The sequence below is a fragment of the Stenotrophomonas sp. Iso1 genome, assembly GCF_027497995.1.
In the GTDB taxonomy this organism is placed as follows: domain Bacteria; phylum Pseudomonadota; class Gammaproteobacteria; order Xanthomonadales; family Xanthomonadaceae; genus Stenotrophomonas.
This window is the reverse complement of the sequence record NZ_JAODBT010000002.1, coordinates 317,928-334,116: the sequence shown is the minus strand read 5'-3', so window position 1 is coordinate 334,116 and position 16,189 is coordinate 317,928. Positions and strand designations below refer to the sequence as shown.

The 16,189-nt window shown below is 63.0% G+C and carries 14 protein-coding genes; 10 read left to right on the top strand and 4 right to left on the bottom strand.

Features of this window, described 5'->3' with window-relative positions; translation table 11 throughout:
- The first annotated feature begins 13 nt into the window (after positions 1–13).
- Positions 14–475, top strand: a complete 462-nt coding sequence (locus tag PAN08_RS10460) for a bacteriohemerythrin (RefSeq protein WP_269791458.1) — start codon at positions 14–16, stop codon at positions 473–475.
- A gap of 138 nt (positions 476–613) precedes the next feature.
- Here the strand turns inward: PAN08_RS10460 and PAN08_RS10455 are convergent, their stop codons facing one another.
- Positions 614–1,912 (bottom strand): MFS transporter, encoded by a 1,299-nt coding sequence (locus PAN08_RS10455; protein ID WP_269791457.1) that lies wholly within the window; start codon positions 1,910–1,912, stop codon positions 614–616.
- 521 nt (positions 1,913–2,433) lie between these two features.
- Here PAN08_RS10455 and PAN08_RS10450 point away from each other — a divergent pair.
- Complete coding sequence (locus PAN08_RS10450) at positions 2,434–2,868, top strand: PepSY domain-containing protein (protein WP_269791456.1); 435 nt, start codon at positions 2,434–2,436, stop codon at positions 2,866–2,868.
- A gap of 231 nt (positions 2,869–3,099) precedes the next feature.
- Here the strand turns inward: PAN08_RS10450 and PAN08_RS10445 are convergent, their stop codons facing one another.
- Positions 3,100–4,602, bottom strand: a complete 1,503-nt coding sequence (locus PAN08_RS10445; RefSeq protein WP_269791455.1) for an aldehyde dehydrogenase — start codon at positions 4,600–4,602, stop codon at positions 3,100–3,102.
- A 166-nt stretch (positions 4,603–4,768) separates the two neighbouring features.
- Here PAN08_RS10445 and PAN08_RS10440 point away from each other — a divergent pair, with 166 nt between their 5' ends.
- The 8 genes from PAN08_RS10440 to PAN08_RS10405 all read left to right on the top strand — a co-directional run bounded on the left by PAN08_RS10440 (position 4,769) and on the right by PAN08_RS10405 (position 13,386).
- On the top strand, positions 4,769–5,650 hold the full coding sequence (locus PAN08_RS10440; protein ID WP_269791896.1) for a plasmid replication/partition related protein: 882 nt from the start codon (positions 4,769–4,771) through the stop codon (positions 5,648–5,650).
- A 52-nt stretch (positions 5,651–5,702) separates the two neighbouring features.
- Positions 5,703–6,347, top strand: coding sequence for a DUF5671 domain-containing protein (locus PAN08_RS10435; protein WP_269791454.1), 645 nt, complete (start codon positions 5,703–5,705; stop codon positions 6,345–6,347).
- Entirely contained in the window at positions 6,344–6,772 is a 429-nt protein-coding gene (locus PAN08_RS10430; RefSeq protein ID WP_269791453.1) for a hypothetical protein, read from the top strand. Before PAN08_RS10435 ends, PAN08_RS10430 begins: the two co-directional genes overlap by 4 nt.
- Positions 6,773–6,781: 9 nt before the next feature.
- Positions 6,782–8,062, top strand: coding sequence for a DUF445 family protein (locus PAN08_RS10425; RefSeq protein WP_269791452.1), 1,281 nt, complete (start codon positions 6,782–6,784; stop codon positions 8,060–8,062).
- A 704-nt stretch (positions 8,063–8,766) separates the two neighbouring features.
- Positions 8,767–10,998: a TonB-dependent siderophore receptor gene (locus PAN08_RS10420; protein ID WP_269791451.1), complete on the top strand. Its 2,232-nt coding sequence runs from the start codon at positions 8,767–8,769 to the stop codon at positions 10,996–10,998.
- 113 nt (positions 10,999–11,111) lie between these two features.
- Complete coding sequence (locus tag PAN08_RS10415; RefSeq protein WP_269791450.1) at positions 11,112–11,438, top strand: DUF3649 domain-containing protein; 327 nt, start codon at positions 11,112–11,114, stop codon at positions 11,436–11,438.
- On the top strand, positions 11,435–13,057 hold the full coding sequence (locus PAN08_RS10410) for a PepSY-associated TM helix domain-containing protein (protein WP_269791449.1): 1,623 nt from the start codon (positions 11,435–11,437) through the stop codon (positions 13,055–13,057). The genes PAN08_RS10415 and PAN08_RS10410 overlap by 4 nt, the downstream gene beginning before the upstream one ends.
- Positions 13,054–13,386: a DUF3325 domain-containing protein gene (locus PAN08_RS10405; RefSeq protein ID WP_269791448.1), complete on the top strand. Its 333-nt coding sequence runs from the start codon at positions 13,054–13,056 to the stop codon at positions 13,384–13,386. The genes PAN08_RS10410 and PAN08_RS10405 overlap by 4 nt, the downstream gene beginning before the upstream one ends.
- A 79-nt stretch (positions 13,387–13,465) precedes the next feature.
- Here PAN08_RS10405 and PAN08_RS10400 read toward each other — a convergent pair whose 3' ends face one another.
- Together PAN08_RS10400 and rlmKL are read right to left on the bottom strand one after the other, a co-directional pair.
- Positions 13,466–14,005 carry a GNAT family N-acetyltransferase gene (locus tag PAN08_RS10400; RefSeq protein WP_269791447.1) on the bottom strand — a complete coding sequence of 180 codons (540 nt, stop codon included), beginning with the start codon at positions 14,003–14,005 and terminating at the stop codon, positions 13,466–13,468.
- 26 nt (positions 14,006–14,031) lie between these two features.
- Positions 14,032–16,173, bottom strand: a complete 2,142-nt coding sequence (gene rlmKL / locus PAN08_RS10395; RefSeq protein WP_269791446.1) for a bifunctional 23S rRNA (guanine(2069)-N(7))-methyltransferase RlmK/23S rRNA (guanine(2445)-N(2))-methyltransferase RlmL — start codon at positions 16,171–16,173, stop codon at positions 14,032–14,034.
- Positions 16,174–16,189: the final 16 nt, after the last annotated feature.

Here is a 16,189-nt window from a genome sequence, read left to right as displayed (position 1 = left end):
GGGGATCGAAGCGATGGCACTACTGATTTGGCAGGATGACCTCAACACCGGCATTGAGGTCATTGACCATCAGCACATGCGCATCGTGGAGATGCTCAACCACCTGCATGTCGCCCAAAAAAGTCTGGAGCGCATGGCGGTGGCCGAGGTAATCGACGAACTGGTCGACTACACCATGTCGCACTTCGCCTTTGAAGAGGAGCTGATGGAAGAAGCCGGTTACCCGTTCTGCGCTGCTCACAAGCGCGTGCATGAAGTGTTCGGCAAGCGCGTGAGCGAGTACCGCCTGCGCTTCCAGGCCGGCGAGGACGTCACCGACGAACTGCGCAACATGCTCTCGCGCTGGCTGTTCAACCATATCCGTGGCGACGACAAAGCCTATGCCGATCAGGTCAAACATCACCTCAACCAGTTTGCCCGTGAACACGAAGAAGGCAGCTGGCTGGGCCGCACGTTGAAACGCATGTTCCGCTGACCCACTTGTGCGGGAACGGCGTGGCTGCGATCCCTCCTCCAGAAAGATTCGCAACCTCGCCGTTCCTGCCACCCCTCGCTGTAGGAACGCCGTACATCCGCACCGCCCTCATCTTTGTGTGGGATGCAGGGCAACGCGTTACGGCGCTCCTACGGCCCCTCGTTTCTGACGCTGGCCGATGGCCCACAGCGCCCACGCGGTGACCAGCGCGGTGACGCACAAGTAGCCGCCTACTGCGGCGATGCCGAACTTGCCGGCCAACCACGTCGCCGCATACGGCGCGGGCGCCGCACCCAGAATGCCGGCAAGGTTGAAGGACAATGATGAGCCGGTATAGCGCACCTGCACCGGATACAGACTGGCCAACATCGTGCCGCATGGGCCGTAGGTCAGGCCCATCAGGAACAGGCCCAGCGACAGGAACAGCAGCACCAGCAACGGATTTCCGGCCTGGAACAACGGCTGGAACAGCAGCCCGAACACGAAGATGCCGATCGTCGCCCACAGCATCGCCTTCACCGTGCCGCGGCGGTCGCCATACAGCGCCGCCAACGGAATGCCTGCCGCAAAGAACAGGATGCCGATCATCTGCAGCAGCAAGAAATCCTCACGCGCATAACCCAGCACCGATGTGCCATGGCCCAACGTGAATACCGTCATCAGGTAGAACAGCACGAACGTGGCAAATGCAGCCAGCGTGCCCACCACTACCGAAAAACCGTGGTTCGCCAGCACCTCACGCATTGGCAACCGCACCCGCTTGCCGCTGTCCACGGCTTTCTGGAAATCCGGTGTCTCGTGGATGTTCAACCGCACCCACAGCCCCACGATCACCAGCAACGCGCTGGCAACGAACGGCACGCGCCAGCCCCATGCGAGGAACGTCGCGTCGTCCATCAACTTGCCCAGCAACAGGAACGTACCGGCCGACAACAGGAAGCCCAGCGGCGCACCCAACTGCGGGAACATGCCGTACCAGGCACGCTTGCCCGGCGGCGCGTTCTCGGTGGCCAACAACACCGCCCCACCCCATTCACCGCCCAGCCCCAAGCCTTGGCCAAACCGGCACAGGGCCAGCAGGATCGGCGCCAGCAACCCGATATCGGCATGCGTCGGCAACAGGCCGATGGCAACGGTGGACAGCCCCATGGTCAGCAACGCCGCCACCAGGGTGGCCTTGCGGCCGATGCGGTCACCGTAGTGCCCGAACACCGCCGAGCCCACGGGGCGGGCGATAAAGGCCACCGCAAAGGTCGCCAGCGATTGCAGCAGCGCCGCTTCGTTGCTGCTCTCGGGGAAGAACAACTGCGGGAACACCAATACCGCCGCGGTGGCGTAGATGTAGAAATCAAAGAACTCAATGGTGGTACCGACCAGGCTGGCGGCCAGCACACGGCGGGGGGAGTTCAAAGGGGCGGTGATGGCGGGGGTCGACATGATTCGGATTCAAGGAAGCGCTGGCGCCAAGTCTGCCACGCAGCCCCCACCCAACAACGCCTGGTTGCAGCCGAGACCGTTCCCGCAACGCCATCTACCCGCCCTGAAACCTCTGCTCGCCCACGCTTCACGCCTAGGTAACGGCGCACAAACTACTGGGCGACACCTACTTCGCCCACATCCTGCCGCCCTTACCCAAGAACGAGGGCGAATCCACGCACCAGCGCGCGTTTGGAATCTGAACTGGCAAGCCTGCGCGACAAGGGTGGGCTGGCATTGCAGGGCTTCGCGCAATGGCTTGATCGCTTCGCCAGCCAGCTACGCAAAAACGACAAGGCGTGAATACAACGCACGCGGGTTGAACGTTTTTTCAACGCTACGTTCAGTACGCGTGCACGTCGATTAACCCTGTCAGGACACTACGCTGCGATGTCGACGATTTTCACGACGGGGATGCGGTGGCGACGGTTAGGGTGTGCACCGGAGGCAGCGGTTACCTGCCCGCAAAGGAGAAAAATCTAATGACGCATCGACATGTACGCAACGGCCTGCTGGCCATGGCCATTACCTTCGCTGCCGCTGGCATCGCGCAGGCTCAGGACACGTTGACCGCACCGCAGGTTCGCGCACAGTTGGAAGCCCAGGGCTTCACCAACGTGCATGACGTCAAGTTCGACGGCGGCATGTGGGAGGCCGACGCCACCAGCGCCGACGGCAAACGCACCGAGCTGCGTCTGGATCCGCGTACCGGTACGGTCTACCCGGATACCGCCGTGTCGCAATTAAGCGAGGCCGACATCCGCGCAAAGCTGTCCACCGCCGGCTACAGCAACGTGCACGATGTGAAGTTCGACGATGGCATGTGGAAGGCGGATGCCAAGGCATCCAACGGTCGCAACGTAGAAGTGCGGCTGGACCCGATGAGCGGCGAAGTGATCGCCGAGAAGCGGGATTGATCGAAGCGCCGCGATGTAGCGGTAAACGACGCAAGTGATGCAACGCCCCTCTCCTGCACTTCGGGAGAGGGGCTGACCTTGCACTTCTGATTCTTTCGCCGCCCCCGCAGAGATCCAGCACCCACCTGAGCAGGCTTGCCTGGAGGGACCGGTGCGAGCGAAGCGCCTCGGTTGCACTCGATTCCCAGGCTCGCATGCTAGTTAGCGTTTACGTGCTCAGCACTCACCGCTTCAATCCGCCAGATTGATCCAGGTGGCTTTCATCTCGGTGTACTTGTCGAATGCATGCAGCGATTTATCGCGGCCGTTGCCGGACTGCTTGTAACCGCCGAACGGCGCGCTCATGTCGCCGCCATCCCAATAGTTCACCCAGACGCTGCCGGCGCGCAGGCCGCGCGCCACGCGATGAGCGCGTGAGATATCCCGTGTCCACACACCTGCAGCCAATCCGTACTCCGTGTCGTTGGCCAGCTGCAGGGCCTGCTGTTCGCCATCGAAGGCAATGACCGACAATACCGGCCCGAAAATTTCTTCGCGTGCGATGCGGTACTGCGGCGACACTTCATCGAACACGGTCGGCTCGATGTAACAACCACCGGGTACTACCTCGACGCGCTTGCCACCCAGCAGCAGTCGCGCGCCCTCGGCAGTGCCTTGTTCGATATAACCCAGCACCCGATCGGCCTGTGCTTCGTCAACCAGTGCGCCCATCGGCGCATCCGGCTCAAACGGATGCTTGGGCTGCATATTCCGACCGTGCTCAATGACCTTCGCGACGAACTCATCCTTGATCGAACGCTCCACCAACAGCCGCGATGCAGCCGTGCAGACTTCACCCTGGTTGTAGAAAATGCCGCTGGCGGCGGCCTCTGCCGCTTTGTCCAGATTGGGCGCGTCGGCGAACACTATATTCGGACTCTTGCCACCGCATTCCATGTAGGCGCGTTTCATGTTGGACAGGCCGGCACATTGCAGCAGCCGCTTGCCCACGGCGGTGGAGCCGGTAAACACCAGTCCGTCCACATCCATATGCAGCGCCAGGGGCTCGCCCGCGCCCTTGCCGTTGCCCGGCACCACGTTGAACACGCCTTCGGGCAGGCCAGCCTCGGCCACCAGCTCGGCAAAGCGCAGCGCGCTCAAGGGCGATTTTTCCGAAGGCTTGAGCACCACCGAGTTGCCCGCTGCCAGCGCCGGTGCGATCTTCCATGCCGCCATCAGCAACGGGAAGTTCCACGGCACGATGGCGCCGACCACACCCAGCGGCTCGCGCGTGATCAGGCCCAATTCGTTGCTGCCGGTGGGTGCCACCTCGCCATAAAGCTTGTCCACCGCCTCGGCGGTCCATTGGATGCAGCGGATCACCCCGGCGATATCGACATTGCGCGCCTCGCCCACGGGCTTGCCCATGTCCAGTGTTTCCAGCAGTGCCAGTTCATCGGCATGGCGTTCCACCAGCCCTGCCAGCCGCAGCAGCACCTGCTTGCGACGGGACGGCTTCAAATTCGACCAATGACCGGCCTGGAAGCTGCGCCGCGCGGCCGCCACGGCGTGATCGATGTCCAACTGACCGCAGTCGGCGACCTGCGCCAGCACACGGCCGTCAATCGGGCTGATGCAGTCAAAAGTCGCGCCGGAGGCGGCATCCACCTGGCGCCCATCAATGAATGCGCGGGTACGCAGCGTCAGGCCAGCGGCCAACGTCTGCCATTGTTCGCGGAGGTGGGGAGTGGTCATTGCCGAATCCTGTTGCGTAGCAAGGCGGCCGGGCCGCAGGCCTGCATGTTACGCCGCCGCGTGTACACAACCGGTATGAATCCGGGCCGCTTCCTGACCCGATGGCATTGGCCGCGCATGGCCCCGGATCACTACAATGCCGACCCACGTTTCAACCGGCAGCCGCATGGACATCATCGTCAACCAAGAACTCAAAGCCTACATCGACCCGCTCACGCAGGACGAACATGACGCGCTGGAGCGCAGCTTGCTGGCCGAGGGCTGCCGCGATGCGCTGGTGCTCTGGGGCGACGTGCTGATTGACGGCCACAACCGTTACGGCATCTGCACCAAGCACAACATTCCGTTCAACACCGTGCAGAACACCCGTTTCCAGTCGATGGACGACGTGCACCTGTGGATGATCGAGCAACACCTGGGCCGCCGTAGCGTGTCCGACTTCCAGCGCGGCGTGCTGGCACTGCGCAAGCGGGCAATCGTCGAGGCGCGCCACCGTGCCGAGCAGGAGCAGCTGCGCCGCGAGAGCGAAGGTGAGACTGCGCTGGCCAATGGCGAAGCCGAGGGCGATTCACCGCCGTGGGAACCGGCACCCAAGCTGTCCAGGGCGGATTTGGCACGCGAAGCCAAGCTCAGCGCCAGCCAGGTGAATCTGATCGAGAAGATCAGCGCGCATGCGGCGCAGGAAGTGATCGAGGCGGTGAAGGCCGGTGCAATCTCGCTCAGCGCCGCAGCCGAGGTCTCCAGCCTTCCCGAGGCAGAGCAGCGCGCCGCTGCGCAGGGTGGCAAGAGCGAGCTGAAGGATGCCGCCAAGCGCGTGCGGGAGTCGCGCCGCAAGCCCAAGCCGGCGAAGGAGTTCGAGTTCGAGGACGAAGATTCCGCAGCTGCTGCAGGCGGTACCTCCGCCCCGCATCCGGAAGTGGAAGCCCTGCGTCAGCGCGTGGCCTCCCTCACCGCAGAGAACCAGGCCCTGCGCATGGAGCTGGACGCCCTGCGCGCACGATTGGTACCTGCGCAATCGGTCGAGTTCGACGAAACCGCCGACGCTTGATCACCTCACGCCCACGCCCTACCCTGCGGCCACGCCCTGCAAGGAATGAGCGATGGCCTCAGCATCCCCGGAATTGGAACTCTTCGTCCGCGAAGCATTGATGCGCGGCCACAACCGCCAACAGGTCAACCAGGCCTTGTTGGCGGCAGGCTGGAGTGAGCAGCAGATACGCGGTGTGCTTGATGGCTGGGCGCAGGTGGATTTCGACCTGCCGGTGCCGCGTCCGCGCGCCTCGCTTTCTGCACGCGAAGCGTTTCTCTATCTGGTGCTGTTCAGCACGCTGTACTTCTTCACCTGGAACCTGGGCAGCCTGTTGTTCCAGCTGATCCAATACGCCCTGCCTGATCCGGCGGATGCGGATTGGCAACTGCTGCGTTTAGGGGGCGGCATCCGCTGGGCAATCTCCGCGCTGGTGATCGCCTTCCCCGTATTTGTCTTTGTTGCCCGCAGTGTCAGCCGCGACGTGGAGCGCAATCCGATCAAGCGACTGTCACCGGTACGCCGCTGGCTCACCTACCTGACCCTGTTCGTGGCCGCCGCCGTGCTGATTGGCGACCTCACCGCACTGGTGTTCAACCTGCTCGGCGGTGACCTCAGCCTGCGCTTCGTCCTCAAGGTGCTGGTGGTCGGCGCGATTGCCGGCACCGTGTTCGGTTATTACCTATGGGATCTGCGCCAAGAAGAGGTGGAAGCATGAGCCGCACCGCTTGGGGTACCCGCGTGCTGTGGGCCACCGGCATCGTCACCGCATTGGCGGTGGCCGCTGGCGTCTGGGTGATTGATTCACCCTCACAGCAACGGCTCAAACGCCTGGATGAAGCGCGCGTGTCGGACCTGCGCACGCTGGAAATCGCCGCCCGCAACTATTGGCGTGAGAACGACGCGCTGCCACCGAATATCGGCACGCTGATATCACAGCCAGGGATGGAACTGGTGTGGAAAGACCCGGCCGGCGGCCCGGATTATCGCTACCGGCCGTTGGATGCCACGCACTATGAACTCTGTGCGCAGTTTGACACTGACAGCGCAGACGGGCGGACGCGCGGTCATGTCAATGAATGGTCTCACCCCGCCGGCAATCACTGCTTCCGCCGCGTTGTGAACGACAAGGACAACGAGTAGCACGTGAACATGCAGGACGATCCCCGCCGCGCACAGCTGCGCCGCCTGAAGATGTACGCACTGGCGATGCTGCTGGCCATGCTGGCGGGCTTCATCGTCAGCCACATCAACGGCGAGCGTGGCATCTGGGCATGGGTGGGCGCGTTTTGCGAAGCCGCCACCGTGGGCGCTTTGGCCGATTGGTTTGCGGTGGTGGCATTGTTTCGGCGTCCGCTGAACCTGCCCATCCCCCACACCGCCATCATCCCGCGCAACAAGGAGCGTATCGCCGACAGCCTGGCCGTATTCGTGCGCGACCATTTCCTTGAGCCGGAAGCACTGCTGGCAAAGCTCAAAGTGTTTGATCCGGCCGCGCGTCTGGGGCAATGGCTGGCCCAACCCGAGCAGGCGCATATGCTCGCTGGACTGGCGCGCGGCTGGGCGGTGCAGGCATTGGATCTATTGGACGAAGCCGCCGTGCGCCGCGCTATCCAGGGCTTTGTGGTCGAGCAGTTGCGGCAGTGGAATGCCGCAGCAACCGCCGGCGAATTGCTGGGCCTGCTGACCGCCGACAACCGCCATCAACGGGTACTCGATGAAGGCCTCAAGCGCGTTGCCGGTTGGCTGGACAAAGACAGCGTGCGTCAACATGCCTCGGCGCTGATCGTGCGCTACATCCGCAAGGAATGGCCCAAGCTGGCCAGCACCGTGGATTGGGTCAAGCCGATTGATGAAATCGGCGACACGCTGGCGGATCGTTTGGCACGCGCCGGGCTGGAAGAGCTGCAGGCAGTGCTATCCGAGCCCGAACACCCCTTGCGCCAGGATTACGCACGCTGGCTGGGCGACTACATGCAGCGCCTGCGCCACGATCCCGCGCTGGCGGCGAAAGTCGACACGCTCAAACAGCAGGTCATCGACCACCCCGCCGTACAGGACTATGTGCAGGGCCTGTGGCAGCGCGTGCACGATTATCTGCGCGACGATCTTTCCAACGAAGAATCGGCACTCGCAGGCCACCTTGAACGCAGCCTCGGCAAGCTGGGTGCGGCCATCGGTAATGACCCGGCACTGCGCGATGCACTCAACCAGCACATGCTGGCCGGCGCGGAGAAACTCACCAACCGCCTGCGCAGTGGCGTTACCGCGCATATCGCGCAGACAGTGAAGGCATGGGATGAGCAAAAGCTGGTCGAACAGTTGGAACTGAGCGTCGGCCGCGATCTGCAATACATTCGCTTCAATGGCACCCTGGTGGGCGGCCTGATTGGCCTCTTGCTACATGCAATCACCGGCTGGCTGCACTTCTGAAAGCAGCGACACTACGTGCGGTTGTGGGAGTGGCATGAACATGAAGCTCCCTTCTATCGCCCCGCCTTCTGTTCGACGCCGAATCTCCACCGGGTTGCTGGAGAACCCACAATGCCTGATCCGTCCCGTCACTCGTTTGTGGGAGCGGGTATTGCACTGGCGAGGACAAGTGGAATTTCTGCTGCTTGCGGAAGTCTGGCGCCTCCTTCGGATTCGCCTGCGCGGCGGTTAATCCGGTTTGATTTCAACATCCCTGGCCCCGAGCCCTTAGGCCGCACGCTGAGCCTTGCACCGGGAAAACGGCACCCATCAGATCGCGGCCCCATGGTTCGCAAACGATTGCCTTCACCGCCGCAGGCGAGAGAGGGACTTGGTAGCTGCGATGACCGCTATCGCTTCAGAACGGCAAAAGTTCAACACGGATGCAGGCCAATTTAGCTTGCCCTCACAAATAAGAATGGTTATCGTTACGAACTAGGCCGTACGCCCAGCCTCTCGCGACAGCGATGCACCGCATCTCTCCGCACAGCCCCGTGTACCCCCGATAAAAAAGATCGTGCCGCGCGCCGCCTTTGGGCGATCGCGTTGTGCATGCGGGCAGCACGCGGGAATTCCACTTCCGGCAACGCACACGCTTGGCGTGTGGCGAAGCCGTGGGCACTCCTCCGCTGGCCCGCTCCACTTTCGCCACTCAGGAAATGCCGATGCATCGCCCCACTGCCGTCTCCCCGCTCACACTTTCGCTGCTGTCCACCGCATTGGCTGTCGCCCTTGCCAGCCATGCCACCACCGCCCAGGCGGAAGCCGCACCTGCCGGCGCCACGACGCTGGATACGGTGAAAGTGGTTGCCGACGGCGACGTTCCCACCTCGTACACCGTCAAACAGGCACGCACCGCGACCAAGCTGGATCTATCGCTGCGGCACACACCGCAGTCGGTCACCGTGCTCACCCGCCAGCGCCTGGATGACATGGGCCTGTATGCGATGTCCGACGTGATGGGCCAGGTGACCGGCGTGCATGTCGCCGTCACCGACAGTGAGCGCATCAATTTTGTGTCGCGCGGCTACAGCATCACCAACTTCCAGGTCGATGGCATGCTCAATACCTTCGGCGGCTACATCAAGACCAACAACGACAGCGTCATCTACGACCGCATCGAAGTCGTGCGCGGAGCCACCGGCCTGACCACCGGTGCCGGTGATCCATCAGGCACCATCAACTACGTACGCAAGCGCCCGACCGATGAGTTCGCCATGAGTGCAAACCTGGTGCTCGGCCGCTGGGGCAACCAGCGCCTGGAAGCCGATATCGGCGGCCCTGTCGCACTGGACGGCCGCGTGCGTGCGCGCTTCGTCGCCGCCAAGCAGCAGAGCGATTCCTTCCGTGATGTGTACCGCCTCGACAAGAACGTGTTCTACGGCATCGTCCAGGCCGACCTGAGCGACAGCACCCTGCTTGAAGTGGGTTACGAATACCAATCGCCGGAAACCTCCGGCGTCACCTGGGGCGTGGTGCCGTACTGGGGTGCCGATGGCAAGCCGGCCAATCTGCCGCGCTCGACCAATCTATCGGCGCGCTGGAGCCAGTGGCCCATCGTCGAAAAATCCACCTTCGCTCGAATCGAGCAGACCCTGGGCCACGACTGGGCAATCAAAGGCAGCTTCACCCGCTCCAAGCGCGAGACCGAAGGTGAGGTCTGGTACGGCGCATCAGGCTATCCGCGCCCAGATGGCACCGGCGTGAATGCCTTCATCGGCGCATTCGGTGAGCGCAGCGACATGCAAGTGTTCGATCTCAATGCCAGTGGCCCGTTCAAACTGTTCGGTCGCGAGCATGAGTTGGTCGTCGGTGTTGGCCAATCCGTGCGCAAGGGCGAAGTACCCGGTTCGGACTTCGACTATGCCGATGGCTACGAAAAGGTGCCGGACTGGCGCAACTGGACCGGCGATGTGCCGCCGCTGCAGGTCAACCGCTACAACTGGCTGTCCTCGCAGGACGAACTCAAGCAGCGCGCCGCCTATGTCGCCGCGCGCCTGCAGTTGGCCGATCCGTTGATGGCGGTACTTGGCGCACGCTACGGCAGCTGGGAAACCCGCAGCTGGAGCTATGACCGTGATGCCTCCGGCAAGCTGCTGGGCACCACGCGTGGTGGCTACAAGCCGGATGATTCGCTGACGCCGTACGCCGGTTTGATCTATGACTTCAACAAACTCTTCAGCGCTTACGTCAGCTACACCGACATCTTCCAGCCGCAGAATTATCGCGACAAGAACAACAGTTACCTGGAGCCGGTGGTCGGCGACATGTGGGAAGCCGGCGTCAAAGCCGAGTTGTTCGATGGCCGTATGAATGCATCGGCTGCCGTGTTCAAGGGCGAGAAGGACAATGTTGCCGAAATCGACGACTCCGTGCCGGAAGGCTCGCTGCCGGACGGCACCAGCGCCTACCGCTCCACCGGCAAGGGCAATGAGGTCAAGGGTTGGGAACTGGAAGCCCAGGGCAGCATCACCGAGAACTGGAATCTGTCCGCCGGTTACGCGCACACCGTCATCCGCAACCAGCAAGGCGTGCGCCAGAACACCACCACGCCGGTCAACACGTTCCGCCTCAACACGGGCTGGCACCCGAGTGGTGCCTGGAGCCGCCTGTCATTGGGCGGCGGGGTGACCTGGCAGAGCGAAATCTGGCGCTTGAGCAACCGCCCCGCCGACGACTTCCTGACCAGCGGCAAGACTTACAAATCGCGCATCACCCAGGACGCCGTGGTGCTGGTCAACGCCTTCGCAGGCTACCGCTTCAACGACAACTTCTCCGCGCAGTTGAACATCAACAACCTGCTCGACAAGAAGTACTACAGCAACGTTGGTTTCTATGACGGCGTGAACTGGGGCGAGCCGCGCAACGTGCGGCTGAGCCTGCGCTGGAAGCTGTAACCGTCTCCAGGAAAGGCACTGCCCCGTGCAGTGCCGGCCATGGATGGCCGCTTTTTTTTTGATCACCGGCATGCAGCCGGTGATGCCACTTCGATTCGACATTGCAGGTTCCCGTGGACAGCACGCCTTTCGCCAGCCCCTGGCACACCCGTCTTGGCAGTTTCTTCGCACGCCCCTGGTTGGGCGTGTTGTCGCGCTCGCTCGCCGCCATCTTCGGCGGCTACGCATTGGCCGCGACGTGCTCGATGTTTTTCGCGGTCGCCCTGCCTATTGCGCGTAGCCAAGCCGTGCTGACCGGCATGCTGGTCGCCATTGTGCTGGGCGCCTGCGCGGCGCTGTGGGCATTCGCGACTCGCACCGCGTTGCGTGCCTGGGTTGGCATCCTGATTCCCACCGCACTGTTCTGGTTGGGCACACAGTGGCTTGGAGCGTTGGCATGAAGAATGGATTCCGACAATCCATGGCATGGCTGCATACCTGGACGGGCCTGTTGGTTGGCTGGTTGCTGTTGCTGATCTTCATGGCCGGCACCGCCAGCTACTACCGCGAGGAAATCAGCCGCTGGATGCGGCCGGAGCTACCGCGCAGCACGGTGAGCGCCGACGATGCCGCCGCCCGCGCCATCGCCTTCCTGCAGCACAAGGCGCCGCAGGCCGAGAGCTGGAACGTCACCCTGCCCGATGCACGCAATCCGGCGATGCGCATGTTCTGGCGCAATCCCGAATCGATGGTCAAACCGCCGGCCGAAGGCGAGAAACGCCGGCGCCGTGGCGGTGGCCGTTTCGGCGACGCCACTGTCGATCCAACCACCGGCAAAGAGGTAACTGCTCGCGAAACCCGCGGCGGTGACTTCTTCTATCGCCTGCATTTCGACCTGCACTACATCCCCGTGGTATGGGCGCGTTATCTGGTGGGTTTCTGCGCGATGTTCATGCTGGTGGCGATCATCACCGGCGTCATCACCCACAAGAAAATTTTCAAGGACTTCTTCACCTTCCGCCCGCAGAAAGGGCTGCGTTCGTGGCTGGATTTCCACAATGTCAGTGCGGTGATGGCACTGCCATATCACGCCATGATCACCTACACCGGCATCGTCACCTTGATGTTCATGTACCTGCCGTGGGGCGTGAGCAGTGCGTACCCGAAAGACGAAGACGCTTTCTTCAGTGAAGCCTTCGCGCGCATGGCGGATATCGAATCACCAGGTCAAGGATCGGCAGTGGCCCTGCCGATCCAGCAGTTGATGGACAGCGCGCGCAAGCACTGGAACGGTGCTGACGTCGCCGGTTTCACGCTGTACCGCCCCGGCGCAGCCAACGCGGTCATCGACCTCCACCAGCGCGACGGCAAACGCCTGTCAGTGGACACACCATCGCTACGTTTCAACGCCGTCAACGGTGAGTTGATTGAAGCCAGCCCGACCGCTGGCGGTGCCACCGTCACCCGTGGCGTGATGTACGGCCTGCACCTTGCACGCTTCGCTGATTGGGGGCTGCGCGCCTTGTTCTTCCTGTCGGGTTTGATCGGCTGCCTGATGGTGGCCAGCGGCGTGGTGCTATGGGCGGTGAAGGAGCGTCCCAAACACGCAAAATCCGGCAAAACCGGCTTCGGCCTGCGTCTGGTGGATGCGCTGAACATCGGCGCTGTCGCTGGCCTGCCGATTGCGTTTGCCGCCTACTTCTGGGGCAACCGTCTGCTACCGGTGCAGCTGGCTGATCGCAGCGACGCCGAGATCAACGTGTTCTTCTACGCCTGGGCAGCATCACTGTTGGCCGCCTTTATCTGGCCCAAGCGGCTGATGTGGGCATGGCAGTTGTATGTAGGTGCGGCCATGTTCGCGTTGATACCGGCAATCAATGCCTTGACCACCCACGCGCATCTCGGCGTGACCTTGCTGCAGGGCGACTGGGTGCTTGCTGGCTTCGATCTCGTGATGCTCGCCTTCGGCGCGGTGCTGGCTTATTGCGGTCTACGCATGCAGCGCTGGCAGCCTGCACTCAGTGCGGCCGAGAAGAAACGTCGCCAACAGGCGGCAGTAGCCGCGGAGGCATCAGCATGATGCTGCTTTCAATCGCGTTGTCGTACTCGGGCTTTACCGCGTTGTCGCTGGCCATGGCCAAGCATCAGCAGGAATTGCACGGCAAAGCCCAGGCGGGCCCAGCGCGCATGCGCGTGTGGGGTTGGCTGGGCTGGATCGCGCTGTCCGCCGCGTTCGGACTGTGTGTGTGGAATCACGGCTGGGCACTCGGCCCGGTGCTGTGGCTGGGGGCATTGACCGCCGCCGGGTTGATGATTGCCTTCGGCCTTTATCCGTATCGGCCGCGCTGGATCGTACCGTTGGCGTGGGTATTGCCGATCTTTGGTGTGGCTGCAGCTCTGCTGCCATAGCATTGGCCTAAGCCGCAGGCTGGGTGTTTCCTCATTACGGGCCGGCCCCTCTACCGCAAAGGGAAAGGGGCCAACCGCGCTATTCGGGAACCAGCGAGAACATGTAGGCAGGCACCGGCTGGTCATTGATCACCAATCGATTACGCGCAATCCCCTCGCGTAGCGCGCCTGATTTCAGTGCCGCTTTCTCGCTGGCGGCATTGCCGGTCGCCACCACGATTTCGATGCGTTGCAACCCTTCGTTGGCAAAGCCATGTGCGGCGAGCGCGCGCACGCAGCGGGATGCAATGCCCTGCCCTTGCCGCGATTGACGCACCCAGTAGCCAAGATTGCAGAAACGAGGTTCACGACGAATTTCGTTCAGCCCCGCACCGCCCAAAAACACACCGGTGTTCTGGCAGAAGATTCCGAACTCCAGTGCGGTGGCCGCGACGCGCTGGGCACCGCAGGCAGCGAACCATTCCAGTGCCTGCGCCGCGCTGTAGTCATGCGACGCCCAAGGCATCCATCGGCTCACGCTTTCAACTGACTCACGCACCGCTTCAGCAAAGACGGGAGCATCACTATCCTCGAACGGCCGCAACAGCAGGCCCTCGAACACGATGGCGGACGACTCCATGTCACCTCCCGTTGCGATCACCGCTTTCATCCCAAACGTCGCAGCTCCCACGCACGGTGGATGCGTGCATTGCGCTCGAAATCCGGGCCGATGGTCTGCGCGGAAATCTCCCGGCAGTCAGCGAACGCCGCAATTGCGGCTTCATCCAACTTGAAACGACGGAAGTTATTGGAGAAGTACAGCACGCCGTCAGAGGTCAGACGATCCACTGCGGCATTCAACAGGCGCACATGCTCGCGCTGGATGTCGAAATCTTCCGCACGTGCCGAGTTGGAGAACGTCGGCGGGTCGCAGAAGATCACGTCGTAACGGTTCTTCTCCGATTCCAGCCATGTCACCGCATCGGCCTGCACCAGCGTGTGCTGGCTGCCGCCCTTGCCGTTGAGCGCGAGGTTGTCGGCGCACCACTGCAGATAAGTACCGGACAGGTCGACGCTGGTGGTCGAACTGGCACCGGCCACCGCCGCCTGCACGCTGGCCACGCCGGTGTAGCAGAACAGATTGAGGAAGCGCTTGCCGCGTGCTTCATCGGCCATGTGTCGGCGCAACGGGCGGTGGTCGAGGAACAGACCGGTGTCCAGGTAATCAAACAGATTCACCCGCAACAACGCGTCGTTCTCGCGTACCAGGATGAAATCGCCACGCTGTTCGAAGCGGCCGTACTTGCTTCCACCCTTGCCACGCTCACGCGACTTCAGCGCGACCTGCTCGGCCGGCACCTGGAACACCTCACGCGCTGCCGACAGCAGCTCGTTGCGGCGGCGGCGTACATCGACATCAGGAATGGTGGCCGGCGCAGCGTATTCCTGCACATGCAGGAAGGTGCGGCCCTTGCCACCATCTTCGCGGTAGACGTCGATGGCTGCCGAATACTCGGGCAGGTCGGCGTCATACGCACGGAAGCAGCTGATACCTTCGCGCGACAGCCAGTTCTTGAACTTTTTCAGATTCTTGCGCAGGCGGTTGGCCACCATCTGCGCGCCTTCGCTGAGTTCGCGCGGCTGGCCGTCGTTTTCGCGTGCCGGCACGGCGATGGGGTCACAGATGATCAACGCGCACTCGATGGCGCCGTTGAACAACTGGTAGGTCTTGCGTGCGCGCAGGCCGGTGGCGAACGCCAGATCGGCATTGCCGCACAGCAGGCTGGCGCGCCACTGCGGCACCGCGCGCTTGAGCGCGTCGCCGATGCGGCGGTAGAGCATGGCGTCGGCCGCCAAGCGTTCGTCGTAGGGCGGATTGCAGACCACGCAACCAATCTCCTGCGGCGGCACCTGCATATCCGCCACGTCGCGCACGCCGAACCAGATGGCCTCGCTGACGCCGGCAACCTCGGCATTTTCCTTGGCCGCACGAATCGCCTGCGGGTCGATATCGCTGCCGTGGATGACCTGCTTCAATGCAGCACGACCGACGGTTTCGCGCTCACGCGCCTCGGCCATCAGTTCCTTCCACTGCGCCTGGTCGAAACCGCGCCAGCGGCTCGGCGGCAGGCTGCCGTGACGCTGCAGGCCCGGTGCCACGTCGGCGGCCATCAAGGCGCCTTCGATCAGCAACGTACCGCTGCCGCACATCGGGTCCAGCAGACCGCCCCCCTGCGCGTGGATCTTCGGCCAATCGGCACGCAGCAGCACGGCGGCAGCGAGGTTCTCCTTCAGCGGTGCATCGTTCTGCGCCATACGCCACCCGCGCCGGTGCATCGGGCCACCGCCCAGGTCGATGGAGATCGTGGCGCGGCCTTTGCGCAGCGACAGGTTGATGCGCACGTCCGGGAACTCGACATTCACCGACGGCCGCTCCATACCCTGCGAACGCAGGCTGTCGACCACACCGTCCTTGACCCGTTGCGCGGCAAAGCGGGCGTGGGTGATGGCGGTACCGGACACATGCGCGTCCACCGACAAGGTCAGCTCGGAGGTGATGTGCTGGTCCCACGGCATCGCGACCACACCCTGATACAGCGAGCCCTCATCCGGACATTCAAACTCGGCCAGGGGCCACAGCACGCGGCTGGCCAGGCGTGACCACAGCACCACCCGCTGCGCGTCGCGCAGTTCACCTTCGGCGTTGACGCCGGCAATGGTAGCGGTGGCCTTGGTCAGGCCCATCGCCAGCAGTTCGTCGGCGAGCAGGTACTCAAGGCCCTTGGCGCAGGAAACAAAGAATTTCACGGGATCGGATCAGCTG